At 61.8% G+C, this 13,784-nt stretch carries 15 protein-coding genes; 5 read left to right on the top strand and 10 right to left on the bottom strand.

What is annotated here, in order from left to right; all coding sequences use genetic code 11:
• Window positions 1–38: 38 nt before the first annotated feature.
• On the bottom strand, window positions 39–1,328 hold the full coding sequence (locus JLZ96_RS23740) for an MFS transporter (protein WP_032368944.1): 1,290 nt from the start codon (window positions 1,326–1,328) through the stop codon (window positions 39–41).
• Between the two features lie 82 nt (window positions 1,329–1,410).
• Entirely contained in the window at window positions 1,411–2,457 is a 1,047-nt protein-coding gene (locus JLZ96_RS23735; protein ID WP_201011432.1) for an SDR family oxidoreductase, read from the bottom strand.
• A 167-nt stretch (window positions 2,458–2,624) separates the two neighbouring features.
• On the opposite strand from JLZ96_RS23735, the gene JLZ96_RS23730 reads away from it, so the two are divergent.
• The gene (locus JLZ96_RS23730) at window positions 2,625–2,867 is read left to right on the top strand and encodes an ArsR/SmtB family transcription factor (protein WP_374758068.1); all 243 of its coding nucleotides are present in this window, start codon (window positions 2,625–2,627) and stop codon (window positions 2,865–2,867) included.
• Here JLZ96_RS23730 and JLZ96_RS23725 read toward each other — a convergent pair.
• Together JLZ96_RS23725 and JLZ96_RS23720 are read right to left on the bottom strand one after the other, a co-directional pair.
• Window positions 2,851–3,171: a hypothetical protein gene (locus JLZ96_RS23725; RefSeq protein ID WP_201011430.1), complete on the bottom strand. Its 321-nt coding sequence runs from the start codon at window positions 3,169–3,171 to the stop codon at window positions 2,851–2,853. The two genes, JLZ96_RS23730 and JLZ96_RS23725, sit on opposite strands and share 17 nt — an antisense overlap.
• A gap of 71 nt (window positions 3,172–3,242) precedes the next feature.
• Entirely contained in the window at window positions 3,243–4,745 is a 1,503-nt protein-coding gene (locus JLZ96_RS23720; protein ID WP_201011429.1) for an SAM-dependent methyltransferase, read from the bottom strand.
• A gap of 115 nt (window positions 4,746–4,860) precedes the next feature.
• Here JLZ96_RS23720 and JLZ96_RS23715 point away from each other — a divergent pair, with 115 nt between their 5' ends.
• On the top strand, window positions 4,861–5,364 hold the full coding sequence (locus JLZ96_RS23715) for a DUF1648 domain-containing protein (protein ID WP_052053708.1): 504 nt from the start codon (window positions 4,861–4,863) through the stop codon (window positions 5,362–5,364).
• A gap of 1 nt (window position 5,365) precedes the next feature.
• On the opposite strand, the gene JLZ96_RS23710 is transcribed toward JLZ96_RS23715, so the two are convergent.
• Complete coding sequence (locus tag JLZ96_RS23710; protein WP_201011428.1) at window positions 5,366–6,757, bottom strand: PQQ-binding-like beta-propeller repeat protein; 1,392 nt, start codon at window positions 6,755–6,757, stop codon at window positions 5,366–5,368.
• Complete coding sequence (locus JLZ96_RS23705) at window positions 6,754–7,974, bottom strand: hypothetical protein (RefSeq protein ID WP_094718844.1); 1,221 nt, start codon at window positions 7,972–7,974, stop codon at window positions 6,754–6,756. Before JLZ96_RS23705 ends, JLZ96_RS23710 begins: the two co-directional genes overlap by 4 nt.
• Window positions 7,975–8,106: 132 nt before the next feature.
• Here JLZ96_RS23705 and JLZ96_RS23700 point away from each other — a divergent pair, with 132 nt between their 5' ends.
• Window positions 8,107–9,318: a Fic family protein gene (locus JLZ96_RS23700; RefSeq protein WP_094718845.1), complete on the top strand. Its 1,212-nt coding sequence runs from the start codon at window positions 8,107–8,109 to the stop codon at window positions 9,316–9,318.
• A gap of 18 nt (window positions 9,319–9,336) precedes the next feature.
• On the opposite strand, the gene JLZ96_RS23695 is transcribed toward JLZ96_RS23700, so the two are convergent.
• On the bottom strand, window positions 9,337–10,581 hold the full coding sequence (locus tag JLZ96_RS23695; protein WP_201011427.1) for a TetR family transcriptional regulator C-terminal domain-containing protein: 1,245 nt from the start codon (window positions 10,579–10,581) through the stop codon (window positions 9,337–9,339).
• Between the two features lie 173 nt (window positions 10,582–10,754).
• Here JLZ96_RS23695 and JLZ96_RS23690 point away from each other — a divergent pair, with 173 nt between their 5' ends.
• On the top strand, window positions 10,755–11,015 hold the full coding sequence (locus tag JLZ96_RS23690; protein ID WP_201011426.1) for a LuxR C-terminal-related transcriptional regulator: 261 nt from the start codon (window positions 10,755–10,757) through the stop codon (window positions 11,013–11,015).
• 3 nt (window positions 11,016–11,018) lie between these two features.
• On the opposite strand, the gene JLZ96_RS23685 is transcribed toward JLZ96_RS23690, so the two are convergent.
• Window positions 11,019–11,672 (bottom strand): DedA family protein, encoded by a 654-nt coding sequence (locus JLZ96_RS23685; RefSeq protein ID WP_027497716.1) that lies wholly within the window; start codon window positions 11,670–11,672, stop codon window positions 11,019–11,021.
• 87 nt (window positions 11,673–11,759) lie between these two features.
• Between JLZ96_RS23685 and JLZ96_RS23680 the strand changes: the two genes are divergently transcribed.
• Window positions 11,760–12,788: an SMP-30/gluconolactonase/LRE family protein gene (locus JLZ96_RS23680; RefSeq protein WP_201011425.1), complete on the top strand. Its 1,029-nt coding sequence runs from the start codon at window positions 11,760–11,762 to the stop codon at window positions 12,786–12,788.
• A gap of 61 nt (window positions 12,789–12,849) precedes the next feature.
• On the opposite strand, the gene JLZ96_RS23675 is transcribed toward JLZ96_RS23680, so the two are convergent.
• Together JLZ96_RS23675 and JLZ96_RS23670 are read right to left on the bottom strand one after the other, a co-directional pair.
• A complete protein-coding gene (locus JLZ96_RS23675; protein ID WP_201011424.1) occupies window positions 12,850–13,335 on the bottom strand; it encodes an SRPBCC domain-containing protein in 486 nt (161 codons plus the stop codon).
• A 4-nt stretch (window positions 13,336–13,339) separates the two neighbouring features.
• Window positions 13,340–13,681 (bottom strand): metalloregulator ArsR/SmtB family transcription factor, encoded by a 342-nt coding sequence (locus JLZ96_RS23670; RefSeq protein ID WP_032406466.1) that lies wholly within the window; start codon window positions 13,679–13,681, stop codon window positions 13,340–13,342.
• Window positions 13,682–13,784 lie beyond the last annotated feature (103 nt).

The raw sequence follows: 13,784 nt of genomic DNA, 5'->3' as shown, positions 1-13,784 counted from the left end.
TCGGACGGTGTGCCATCCGATCGTAGTGTCGCCGAGAATCAGTCCAGGTCCTGGCCACGCTTCTCCGGCATCCACACCATCGTCAAGAACGAGATCACGGCTGCTGCAGCGAGATAGTAGAAGAACCAGTCGGCGTGGCCTGCGTCGGACAAGGCATTGACCAGTAGGGGAGCGGTGCCACCGAACAACGCAACCGTGAGGTTGTACCAGGCCCCGATACCTACACCTCGAAGCTCTGCCGGGAAGGCTTCGGCCAGAACGGCAGGAATGATGGCCGAGCACATCGCGAACAGCAGCAGGCCGACGCAGAAGACGATCAGCAGTTTGACGAACGACGGCCCGATCAGCTTGGAGAGCGGGACGATCAGAATCGCGAACAGTGCAGCGTAGGTGAGTAATTGCGGCTTGCGGCCGATTCGGTCCGCGAGAGCACCCATGGGGTACTGCAACGCGACGAACATCGCTGTCGCAATCGACAAGGCCACGAACACGTCGTTGGCCTCCGCTCCGCGCTGCTTGACGGCGTAGGGCGTCATCGCGGAGAAGAACGTGTAGTAGGCGAGAGTGGCGAGGAGAACGAATCCCACGACTTGCAGGACGGCACGAGGATGGTGCTTCATGGTCATCCACAACGGGTTTCGCACGGCCTTCGCCTTCACTGCGTTGCGTTCCTGGTTGTCGGCTTCGGCCATGCCGCGTCGCATCCAGAGTCCCACTACTCCGAGCAGCCCGCCGATGACGAACGGTACGCGCCAGCCCCACGAGCTCAGTTGGTCGTCGTCGAGCACGAAGGTCAGATACGCGCCCAGTAGTGAGGCAAGGAGAATGGCCGTGCCGGTGGAGATGTAATAGAAGGACGAGTATCGCCCCCGCCTGTCGTTCGGGGCGATCTCGGCGAGGTAGGCCGACGCATTGGAGACTTCACCGCCCATCGACATGCCCTGGACGATCCGGGCCAGCAACAGCAGAATCGGAGCGATCCACCCTGCTACGGAAAACGTGGGGAGGACCGCGATCGCGAACGACCCACCCGACATCATCGCGATCGTCAGGATCATTGCCTGACGTCGCCCTCTGAGATCGGAAAAACGTCCGATCAGCAAGCCCCCGAGCGGCCTGAAGAAGAACGCCACCGAGTACGTCGCCAAGGTGCTCAACAGAGCCACAGCCGGGTTGTCACCGGAGAAGATCTGGGTCGCGAAGTAGATCGAGAATGTCGCATAGACCGTCCAGTCGTACCACTCGACGGCATTGCCGATACTGACTGCGAGTAGTTGCTTCTTGGGCATCACGTGCCGAGTGGACGTCGATTCGGACTTCACTGACATGGCGATCTCCTTGTCGGGGGCGTGCGTCGAAAAGCCTATGCCTCCACAGCTCCCGGGTGCGGAACCACCGAGCCCGATTCGCTCAGGGAATGATTCGTTGCTGCCTAAGATCTGTGACGATGCCGGCGAACATCGCCTCGGTGTCGACGAAACGATGAAAACCCATGCGGCGGGCCTTGGAGCCGTCGGATATGACGTCGTAGTCCCACGAGAACACGAAGTCACCGAATGCCCAGGACGACACATCGCGGTACGGAGTGGGCTTCAGCTCGTGTTCGGACACAATCGAATTCCACAGTGGCTCTTTGTCGGCCATGACGTCGGCCAGTGACATCGGCAGTGGGGTGGCGGTGTCCAACCCGAAGATGTCCGCGATGCGCGGCCACATGTCGTTCCAGCGGAACAGGTCTCCGTTCGTGATGTTGAACGCCTGATTCGCGCACGCGGGAGTGGTTGCGGCCCAGACGGTCGCTTCGGCGAGCAACGATGCGTCGGTCATTTCCAGCAGAGATCCGAAAGCACCAGGTTTGCCCGGGAATCGCATGGGCACGCCCAGTTTCTTGCACATGGTGGCGTAGACAGAGATGACGGTGGCCAGATTCATCGGATTTCCCAGCGCTACACCGCACACCACCGATGGCCGGACAGCCGACCAGGACCACCTCTTTCCGACCTGACGGCTTTCGAGGAACTGTTGTTGGTCGATGTTGAACTCGGGCGGCATGTGCGGTGGATCGGTTTCGCGCGCAGGGGTTTTGAACGGTCCGAGATGCGCGCCGTAGACCTTGTAGCCCTGCATCAGGCTGACGTGTTCCAGGTTCGGAGAACTGTCCTCGATCACGGTGACCACGTTGACGAGCATCGCCAGATTGGGAGGCACCAGCTCGGCCCACGTCGGGCGTTCCTGATATGCGGCGTAGAAGATGTGCGTGACGTCCGTCAGGTGCGAGAGTCGGCGTCGGGTCTCGTCGCCGTCGAGCAGGTCCACCGCAATGTGCTGGACGCGTTCGCTGTCGATACCGCCGCGGCGGGACAGGCCGATGATGTTCCAATCCCCGGTCCGCTGCAGGTGTTCGACCAAATTTCCGCCGATCACGCCGTTGGCCCCCACGACTACTGCTGTCTTCATCGGCTTCTCCTTATCTAGATATCGCGATATTGCGATGTCTGAGTAAGTAGACCACAGATCGCGATATTGCGATATTGGGGTACGCTTCGAGGGTGGCTGACGAACTAAATCCTGCGGAGCTTGCGGCCGTGTTCGGTGCCCTCAGCAACCCGGCGCGATTGGCGATCATGCAATGGCTCAAGGAGCCGAGCGATTTTCCGCCGCAGCTCGAACCGGCCGAACAGGTAGGGGTGTGCCTCAAGCATATTCAATCCAGAGCGGGCGTCTCGCAGTCGACTGCCTCGCAATACATGGCGGTGCTACAACGCGCCCACCTGGTGACGAGCACCAAAATAGGGCCGTGGGTGCACTACAAACGCAACGCCGACTACCTCGACCGATTGGCCGAAACGATCAAGACCGATCTGTGACGCCTCCGCTGCCTCGGCGCGACTTCTGTATGTGGCCTGCCAGCAGGTTGATGATGCCGGACAGTGCGAGGCTGCCTCCGGGGTAGAGGACGAGCCCGGGAGAGAAGATGACGGGTTCCGATGCGTCCTTCACCATGTATGCGGCACCGATACCTGTCAGGACAAGTCCGAGGACGGTGAGCAGTGCGATGATTCGGCGGTTCAGGCGTGACAGTCGGGTCGAGATCAACGCCGCGAAACCGGCGAATACGCCCAAGAAAATGGACCCTATGAACAGCCAATCCCACTTCACGATTGTAGCCACGACGAACATGACTCCACCTATGAGGAGGAGGCCCAGCTCCGGAACGGGTTGTCGCTGAGGAGGATCGACATTCACAGCTTTTGGCCCCTCGCGAGATCGACCGCACGAGTGAGCGATGCTGCCTCGAACACTAGACCGTGCGCAGCGGCCGCCGCTGCGGAACGCTCACTCAGTACGACGGGGTCGGTCGCCCGGGCGATCGCCGCGAGGTCGATGCGTTGCAAGAGCTTCTTCGTCACGGGCCGCTTGCTGTCCCAGAAGGCCAGAGCAGCAATGAGATCGGTAGCTTCGGGCCCGGTCAGTAACGCGTGGGCGACGGAGCAGGCTGCGGGGTCCTCGAAAGGGAGCAGATAGGTGGCATCGTCGAACACCGCTGGTTTGCCGTCGTAGGGACCGACCATCCTGAATTGTGGAATCTTGTGGAACCCGGAAATCGCAATCTTGTACGGCGCGAACGTGTACGGGCCTACACCGAAGATGCAGAACCGGGCTCTATTGCGATAGATCGACGACTTCCGCCCGTCGAGCGCCGCGGCGTTGGCGTTGAGGTATGCCCACAACTTCGGTGCGGTGTGCGCCAACTGCTCGGTGTCGTCACCGGTATGCGACTGCGGCACGATCATCCACCTGGACACCGAGTCCAGCTTGTCGCGGTAGACATCGGTGCACTTGAAGAGTGGGAACAGGTAGTCGGCTTCGATGTCCACGCCGGTTCCCAGTTTGGTTCGTGGGCCGCCATTCTCGACCAACTCCATCACCGCGGTGGCGTCGTGCTTGATGCCTTGCCGCCACACCAGAGGGCTGGTGCCGTCGAAGTGCTTGCTGCGCTGATATGCATCGACGTTCGCGACCAGTCGGCCGTCGACGACTCCGATTCTGTTGTCCGGCTGCGACGCATCGATGCTCGGAAATGTCTCTGCGGTGTAGTCGGTCTGGCCCGGCCCGAGTTCGACAAGGAACCAGCAGGCATCGACCCCTGCGTCGAACCACTTTTTCGCATCGATCATTCGTAGGCTCGAACCGGTCACCGGAAGCTGATGCCGAGCACAGTGCAGCAGAACGTTTCGAGCTACCTGGGTCTTGCAGATCATCGCGATGGTTGCGGGTCGATCTGCGAATTCGGTGAGCAACTTGATCCAAATGAACTCTGCGATATCGAAGTTGGAGCTGCCGGTGATGGCGTCGATGCCGCGGGCGTTCTTCGTGTTCGTGCGGGCGGGTCGATTGGCGGAATCGAGCACCGACAGTTGCGAGTTGGTGACCCACGGTGGGTTGCCGATCACGAGGGTCGCGCCGGGCCCCGAACTCCACTCGATATCTCGGGCCAGATCGAAGTCGAAGATCGACGCTGTGATAATCCTGCCGAATTGTGCTGCTGACGAGGCATACTCGGGCTGCACCTCGATCCCGACGCGCTCTGTTTCAGGGTGAGTCCGGGCCATCACCGACAGGAAGTTCCCGACACCACAGGTGGGTTCGAGGACGCGGGTCCAGTCGCGACGAGGCAGGGCGTTGACCAAGGCGCGCGCCAACTCGATCGGAGTCTGAAAGTCTCCGAACTCGTTGTTGGGCATCGATGCCTCCGGCAGTGGTGCGGATAGGTGCCGTCTGTGGCACAGGAGCATAGCCTGCGGAGCGACCCAGAGGCTCAGCACCGCACCACTGCCGCAGGCGCTAATGTTGACTGGGATGAAGCTTTCGCGCGCTGCCTTACTGCTGTCCAGTCTCGTCTTCGTCGGTAGCCTCGTGTGGGTCGCCGTCACCGCGGGCGACGAGATACCCGCTCATTTCGACGGATCCGGTCAGGTGGATCGGATGGACTCGAAGCTCTCTTTCCTCCTCACGATGGGTGGTACCGGGTTCGTCATGATCGGGTTGTTCGTCAGCGTCGGGTGGTGGCTGCCGAAGGTCCCGGCCCAGCTGGTGAACCTGCCGAGTCGACGACTGCACGAGTACTGGACTGCCCCCGAGAATCGGCCCGAACTGAACCGCAAGATTTCCGAGGACCTCGACTGGATCGGAGTCGCCTCCGCACTGCTGTTCGCCTGGATCTGCGTCGTTGCGGGCACGACTACAGGTGCGTCGGTGAGCGCGTGGGTGTTCGTGGTGCCGACTGTGCTTTATGTGGTGGTGATTCTGGGATATGCGGCCTTCGCGTTCATGGGGAGTCGATACCGTATTCCGAAGGACTGACTCAGGGAAGTGGTTGCAGCATTGCCAGTTTGGTGCCCGACTGCACCAGATAACCGCCATCGGCAGCGTCGACCAACGTCTCGAAGCTCATCGATTCGTCGTCCGGAAACATCATCGATGTGGACGCAGTCCACGCGGTCTCACCGGTGGTGATGTCGACCGCGGACAGATCTGTGCCGGCCGAGGTCAACACCAGATCGCCATCGTGTCCGAGAACGTTGCCGTTCAGGTCGGCCTGCCACAGATGCTCGCCGTCTCGCAGATCGAGCGCTGTGGTGCCGCTGGATGACTGCAGCAACCCGACATGGCCGATGATGTACCTCAGGGTGGCGTACGTGCGGGGCTCGTTGAGTTCGTCTCCGGGAGAGTCGTACGACAAGGCGTCGTCGCGCCACAGTTGCTCACCTGTGGTGCGATCGAAGGCCGCATCGCCGAGAACGATCGGGATCGACGTGTCGGTGGGCTCGTCGATCGACGGCTGTTGCACGACAGGACTGTCCGAACGTGCGAGGACCGTGCCGTCCAGCTGGAGGGCGACGGACCCTTTCAGCTCGGAACCCGTACCCTCGCAGTCTTGTAGCGAGGCAATGGCCAGGTCGCCCATGGTGCGTCCCACTGCTCCGAGGCAATCCTCCAGGCTGTCCGTCTTCCACAATTGCCGGCCGGTCGAGGCGTCGAACGTGGAGAAATCGCCTCCGACATCGAACGTTCCGATCTCTCCATTCACCTCGAGCGCGGTGGCGTAGTCGTCCTCCCAACCGGCCCAAGCATGCAATGGAGCCGTCCAGTCGGCGCTCGGATTTTCCAGCGTTCCGCGGTGCAGGAGTACGTCGTCGTCTTCGAGGTTGCCCGATGTCGTGTAGACACGGTCGTTCGCAACGGTGACGGCGAAAAGATCGAGATCAGTAGGGTAGTTTCGCGATTCGCCGGTGACCGGATCGAAGGTGACGTAGCCCGGAGTTTCGCCCCAGATGGGCTGGTGGCACACGAGTCGTCCGTCGAGCGGCTCGTCGGCGCATGCCGCCAGGTCCGGGGCCGGGGTCTTCCACAGAACTGTGCCGTCGGTGGTGTCGATTCCGACCATGACGGCCTCGTTGTTGCCGGATTCCGACGACACGACGGCCAGTGTGAGAGCTGTACGGCCGATCACTATCGAGCCGAGACCCCAGGCATACATGGAACCGGTACGAGGAGAGGCGAAGGTAGCTCCCTCCAACCCCATGTCCGCCGCGTCGACGGCCCATGCCAACCCGGGTGAGTCGTCCGAGGAGTCGGTGATCTTCTTGATGGTCGTCGATCGGTCCTGTGTCACAACGGCTACCGCAGCACCGACCGACAGTGTCGCGACGATCGCCGCAACGACCAATTTTGTGGTCCCGTTCCATCGCGTCATCGAAGGTCCAATCCTGCTGTGTTCGAGAGGTTTTCGAGCAGTGTCGGATCCTGCACCAGTTCAGTTGTCGACACCGTGATCTCGAGCCCTGACGGCGTGACGACGGAAACCGAGGAGCCTGGTCCGTACTCATCCGGCGACACGAGCTGGGGCTCCTCCGTTGTCGTCGAATCGGATTCGTTGTCAGGCGCGGCCCGGGCAACGCTGATCGTGAGTTGCCCGGCAGTGCTGTTCACCGTCTGACAAAGCCCCGAACTGAATTCACTGGTGTGCAACGCACCCAACGGTGGTGTCGGACCGAGCGCCGCCGCATCTGCCCGCCGGAGAGCGTCATTGAGCCTCCGGGTCTCGTCGGGGGAGAAGGAGGCCGATGAACTGTCGTCCCAACCGGCGCTGCACTCGGCGACGTTGCCTGGCGTGCCAGGAGGTACCGGAGCCGAGATTCGCAGGTTCGGATCTGTGGCAACGCGGACGAGGTCGTCGAGTGTGAGGGTGAACGCGTTTTCTTCGGCTCCTCCGGCCAGGTAGACGGATACAGTCGAGCGGTCCGAGTGGTACGCCGTGGCCATCCGCGTGTAGGTGCGAGCACCGTTGGTTTCGCTCCAGGTGTCGTCGGTATCGACCACCGTGCCGTCCGGCATTGTCCGACGTTCGTCGAGTTGGCCCGCGACGCATGCCGGCGGCTCCGCCGAATCACGCGGTCCCACACCAACGCTGAGGTACTCAGGGTTCTCGCCCCTGGACAGCTGCACCGACGCGTTCGCCGAGTCGAGAACGAAGTCCTGACCTTCCGATGTGGGAATCGGCCCGAAGTACAGTGAGTTCGACGCAGAGACGTTCGAGGGAAGTGCGGCCATCAGCGCCTCGGACATGAGATGGGCTTTGGGGCCGCTGTACCAGGGCGCGGATGGGTTGTCGTAAGACTCCTCACCAGTGCTGATCAAGCTGGAGTACGACGGTTCGGTGGGAGCCTCGACGGTGTCGCATCCGGGGATGCTCGCCGACGGATCGACCTCCGGAGTGACGTAGACGTACTCCTGTTGTGGTGGCTCGGGGGTTGGCGTCTCCGAAGTCTCTGGTAGCGAGGTTAATTCGGGCTCCTCGGCCGGGGTGGTCAATCCCGCTGCGACCACACCCAATGCCACTACAGATACGATGACGAGGGTGTTGAGCAGCGCGGAATGGCTGCGTTCTGCGGACTGCGTGTCCTCGTCCATGACCCTCGCTCCGTTCGGCACCAGTGCGACGAACGTCGCGCAATATTCATACCATTCGTTTTGCTAAGCGAGGGCTTAGCCTGGCCGCGCCATACCAAACTTTAGGACAGTAAGGTTTGGTATGGTTCATCGATGGCGGATGATCAGGCCGCGAGCCGATGGCCTGCGGTCGATTTCGAGCGTCGACCATGGCACGTGTCCGATACCTACACCTCGGGCGCCCAGCGTCGGCTACATCAGGGTGACTATCGCGCGTGCGTGCCGGCGGGTATCGCGGATGCGGAATTGGCGTTGCCCGCGCAGCTGCTGGCGGAATCGGAGGACGCGCTCCGTGAAATCGTCCGCTTCGACCAGTACGCCTCGGTGCAACTCGGTTCATCGGTCGAGCTCGCACCGATGAGTTCGGTTCTGCTGCGAGCGGAAAGCTCAGCGTCCTCGCAGATCGAGAATCTGACCGTGGGAGCCAGGGCACTTGCACTCGCCGAATTGGGTGCGCCCACAACGCGGAACGCCTCGATCGTGTCGGCAAACGTCCGTGCGATGGAAGCAGCACTCGAGGTCGGATCATCGATCGGAGAAGCAAGCGTGCTTCAGATGCACCGATCGCTGATGGAGTCCAACGGCGATCCGTTCCCGGGGCAATGGCGAACTCAGCAAGTCTGGATCGGGGGATCGGACATAGGCCCGCACCGTGCCGCTTTCGTTCCACCGCACCACGACCGGCTTCCGGGTGCACTTGCCGACCTGTTCGAGTTCGCAGCTCGTTCGGACTTGCCCGTCATCCCGCATATCGCCGTCACGCATGCGCAATTCGAAACGGTTCACCCGTTCACGGACGGAAACGGGCGAACGGGCCGGGCCATAGTCCACGCGATGCTGCGCACGGCGGAAGTGACGGAGCGAGTGACGGTTCCACTGTCTGCTGGGCTCCTTACGGACACCGCAGGCTACTTCCGAAGTTTGGATGCTTACCGCGCCGGGGATGTCGAGGCGATCGTACGGAGCCTCACCACTGCCACGTTCCACGCCGTCGAAGGTGGGCGGCGATTGGTAGACGAGCTGGCCGATGTCAGAAGCGAGTACACCGAGCGCGTCGTCGCACGAAGCGACTCGGTTGTGTGGAAACTCCTCGACGCTCTGGTGGCGCAACCGGTCGTCGACAACGCCTACGTACGAAACACATTCGCCGTCAGCGAGATTGCGGCTCAGCGGGCAATCGACAAGCTGACCGAGGTGGGAATTGTGCACCAGACGTCGAAGGGGCGACGAAACAGGGTGTGGCAGGCCGAGGAGATACTCGCCGCTCTCGACGACTTCGCGGACGGCATCCGGCGGGTCCGATAACACGCACTCGGTCGATGCTCAGTGCACACCGAGACCGTCGAGGAGAAGTTCAGCGACGAAGTTCGCGTTGTCCTGCGGGCTGTTCTGTCGTCGTGTGAAGCATCGCATCAGCAGCGTATTGGTGATGCCTGCTGCGAGATCGACTGGGCTCGAGCTCTTTCGGAACACCCCGCTGTCCTGACCCCGCGCGATGACCGGCCCGATGATTGCCGGCAGGTTGAGTTTCTCCTTGATCGAGATCAACCCCTCCGGCTCGCCGTACGTGTCGTGTGCGACGGCGACGAGGAGAGCGTCCATGAATTCGACTTCGTCGGCGGCGAGCTGCGCGCACCGCAGCATGTGATTTCGTAGAATCGTGAGTTCATCGAGGCCCAGCAACTGGTCGTCGGCTACCGACTCGCGAAGATGATCGACCCGATTCTGCAGGGCTGCAACGATGACGGACGGCTTGGTCGGAAACAGTGTCTTGCAGGCCGTCCTCGGCACTCCTGCGATGTCGGCGACGTCGTCCATCCGCGTCATGAAGTAGCCACGCTTTCCGAACTCGTCGCGCGCAGCTGTGACGATCGCAGCGCGAGGATCGCGAGGAAGCGGGCGTTCCTCGACCGGTGAACCGACTTCTCCCACGTCGTCGAGGTGCTGATGACGACCGGACGTGTCGACGACGGCCCCGAGAAAGGCAAGCACCGCGTCGGACATCACCTCGGCCGATACGGACGCGGCGTCCGCCTGACTGCGGAGGCGAAATCCATCGATGATTGCGTTGACCGTCACTGCGAACGTTCGGGCTGTGAAGGGACGGCGAAAGGCCCCGCCGTCGGGGTCGAACAGTGCCTCGAACGCGCCCAGTACGGCTTCGTCTCGGACGCGGTACTCACTTAACAGGGTCGGGGACGACGGTCCACTGAAAACGTGGTCCAGAAGAGACTCGGTGATGCTCTTCCGGTCGACGATTGCCGGGAAGTACTGCGCAACGAGCGCCGTCACCGTCGAGCGAATCGATGCACCGCCGTTCGTCACCTGGCTGCGAACTGTTTCGTGGACGTCGGTGGGCAGCGAGGTCCGGGCCAGCTGCTCGACCACCTTGTCGAGAAAGTCGGCCTTGGTGCTGAACTTGCGGAAGAACGTCGCTGTCGACGAGTCGGATGCGTGGACGACGTCCTCGATGCGCATACCGCGGTCGAGAATTCGTCGAGGATCCGCGACCAACAGTGTGACGGCCGCCTCGACGAAATGGGTGGCAGTCGCGTCGAGCTCGTTCATGGGGACGGACTTTACCGAGGTGAGACCGACCGTGACGGTGCCGGTGACAGTACTCACTCTCGGGTGAGAGCGACCTCGGTCATCAACCGGAGTGACCCAACGGAAAGAGTGCGGTGTTATGTGCTGTGTTCGCGCCGCCGGGACAGCGGTGGTGCCCGATATCAAGGATTTTCATGGCAGTTCTCGACATCCGCATCCACGAAGGTCCCGATCCGCGGCTCAGCGCTCGTGAAATCGAAGTGCTCACCACATGGCTGGTGTCCGACTCCAAGTCGGAGGCGTCGCGTGCGCTCTATCTGTCGATGGGAACTGTGAACACCCACTTGTCCCGGATCCGAGCCAAGTACTCCGCGGTGGGGCGCACGGCACCCACCAAAGCGGCATTGTTGGCGAGGGCTCTGCAGGACGGCTTCATCGATATCGATGATCTGTGAGGTTCACTCGACCTCGACGCGCCTCGACTTCATTTTCTTCACCACGAACCACGCGATCAGCGCCACAACGATGCCGATGACGATGTACTGGAACACGGAGGCGTAGTTCTCCACATAGTGCCAGTTCTCGCCGAGGAAGTATCCGGCCAGCACGAAGATCGAGTTCCAGATCAGGCTGCCGAGCGTGGTGTACAACGTGAATTGCAGTACCGGCATCCGTGACACACCGGCCGGAATCGAGATGCCCGAGCGAACCACCGGGATCATGCGGCCGAAGAACACCGCCGACCGACCGTGTCTGGTGAACCAGTCCTCGGCCTTCGTCAGATCCTCGGTTCCGACGAACGGCATCTTCTCGACAATGGCGTACATCCGGTCACGTCCGAGTTTGATGCCCAGCCAGTAGAGAACCAGAGCGCCGAGCACCGATCCGGCAGTCGTCCAGAACAACGCACCGAAGAGCGTCATCCCGCCCTGAGATGCGGTGAAGCCTGCCAACGGCAGAATGATCTCGCTGGGAAGCGGCGGGAAAAAGTTCTCCGCAGCGACGGCAATACCGGCACCGGGACCGCCGATCGCCTCCATCAGACTCACCGCCCACCCGGCGATTCCGCCGAGTTCAGTGCTGGTCGCGGCAAGGGTGGAGAGCTCACTCATGACTACGACTGTACGAAACGTCTCGACCGAAAATCTGCTCACCAGGAGAAATGCCAAGAAATTGAGACATATGGAACACTTGCGAGGGTGAAACGAGCCCTCCAGGTACTGCCCGTTGTTGCCGCCGCCACACTCCTGCTGGGTGCCTGCGGGTCCTCCGATCCGGAGCCGACCCCCGCTTCCGCTCCCACTGAATCGTCAGCTCCGGCGTCGTCAGCTCCGTCGTCGTCCGGCCCATCGAACGCCGGCGTCTACAACCTGCCGGGCACAGGAGTGTTCCCCGAAGGCATCACGGCCGCCGACGACACGTTCTACGTCACCTCCACTTCCGACGGTGCCGTGTTCCGCGGAACCGTCGGATCGCCGGATGTATCGGTCTTCCTGCCCGGCGGTGCGGACGGACGCACCGGTGCTGCGGGGATCGATGTCACCGATGACGACGATCGGCCCGATTACTTGGTGATCGCCGGTGGAGCGACCGGCAAGGTCTGGGTGTACGACGCCAATTCCGGTGATCTGGTGGCAACGTTCACCAACGGTCTCGGCCCCGACGCGACGTTCCTCAACGACGTCGCGATTGCCGACAATGGCGATGCCTTTGTGACGGACTCACGCAGCCCGGCGCTGTACCGCATTCCGTTCGACCAAATCGTGGCTGGGACGCAGGACGCTCCGATGGAGACGTTCGTGAACTTCGACGGCAGCCCGTTCGTCTACGGGGAGGGCTTCAATGCCAACGGCATCGTCGAGAACGACGACGAATCGGCGCTGATCGTTGTGCAGTCCAGCACCGGAAATCTGTACCGGATCGACAAGACCTCGAAAGAGGTCACCCAGGTCGACCTCGGTGGGGCGACGCTCATGAACGGCGATGGCATGGAGATGGACGACGACACGTTGTATGTCGTCCGCAATCGCGACGGTCTGATCTCGAAGGTCGACCTCAACGATGATGGCCGGCGCGGATCGGTCACCGGCGAAATCACGGACCCATCGTTTGCCTACCCCACAACCGTTGCAGCAGTGGATGATCGACTACTGGTGGTCAACAGTCAGTTCGACAAGCGTGGGGGAGAACCGGTCGAGCCGTTCACCGTCAGCTCTGTTCCCGAGTAGAGCGGCTTCGCCGCATGTGCGCGGAAATTCGCAGCAGAGACCGAGTTTCCGCGCACAACGATCAATCGGCAACGATGGCGTCGATCTGGCCCAGTGCCAAGGCCATACCTTCGTCCATGCCCATCTCGACGAGTTGTTCGAGCTGGTCGAGGGAGTCGAAGCGCGACCGAATGGTCATACGCGTTCTGCCGTCGAGATCATCGAGAATCGCGGTGGCGTGAGTGACTGGCATCGTCGGCGGCGGGTTGCCCGAGTCGTCGGCGAACCCGTCGTCGAACGAGAGCGTCGTCGGCTCGGTGATGTCGGTGAAAATCCACCAGCCAGCGGCCTTTTCGCCCTCGGGGCCGGTCATGTAGTACGACGCTTTACCGCCCGGCACGAAGTCGTGGCTCTCGAAAGTCGCGGGCCACGTCGGTGGTCCCCACCATCGTTCGAGCTGTCGAGGGTCCGACCAGATCTGCCAGACGCGGTCGACCTTCGCGTCGAACTCGGCGACCAGCGTTACGGTCAAGTTCTCCGCGTCCTTGTGTGAGCTGATGAACGGCATGGTGCTATCCCTTCGGGTCTTCGCCGAGTATCTCGTCGATCCGGTCGATGCGATGTCGCCAGATCTCCTCGTAGGCATCGAGTACGGTCCGTGCTCGAGCGATGGTGTCCAACCGAACCTGCACGATCTGCTCCCGGCCGCGCTTGTGCTTGGTGACAACCGCAGCGCGTTCGAGAACCGCCACGTGCTTCTGTACAGCGGCAAAACTCATGGCGTAGTGAGAGGCCAGTTCGGACACCGAGTGCTCGCGGTCCGTCACTCTCGTCACGATGTCGCGCCGCGTCGTGTCGGCGAACGCCTGGAAGAGGCGGTCGATTTCTGCTTCCTTCATCTCATCTACAACCATTTGGTTGTACGTTATGCCTCCCGTGATTCTCCGTCAAGGGGGTTCGAGCAACGGTTCGGGCACCATGGAGGTCGGACGCGACCGACGTCGTCCGGGAGAGGGG

The organism is Rhodococcus sp. NKCM2511 (genome assembly GCF_014905595.1).
GTDB classification, from domain to species: Bacteria; Actinomycetota; Actinomycetes; order Mycobacteriales; family Mycobacteriaceae; genus Rhodococcoides; species Rhodococcoides fascians.
Note: the sequence above shows the minus strand (reverse complement) of the source record. Positions and strands in the feature narration are given on the sequence as shown.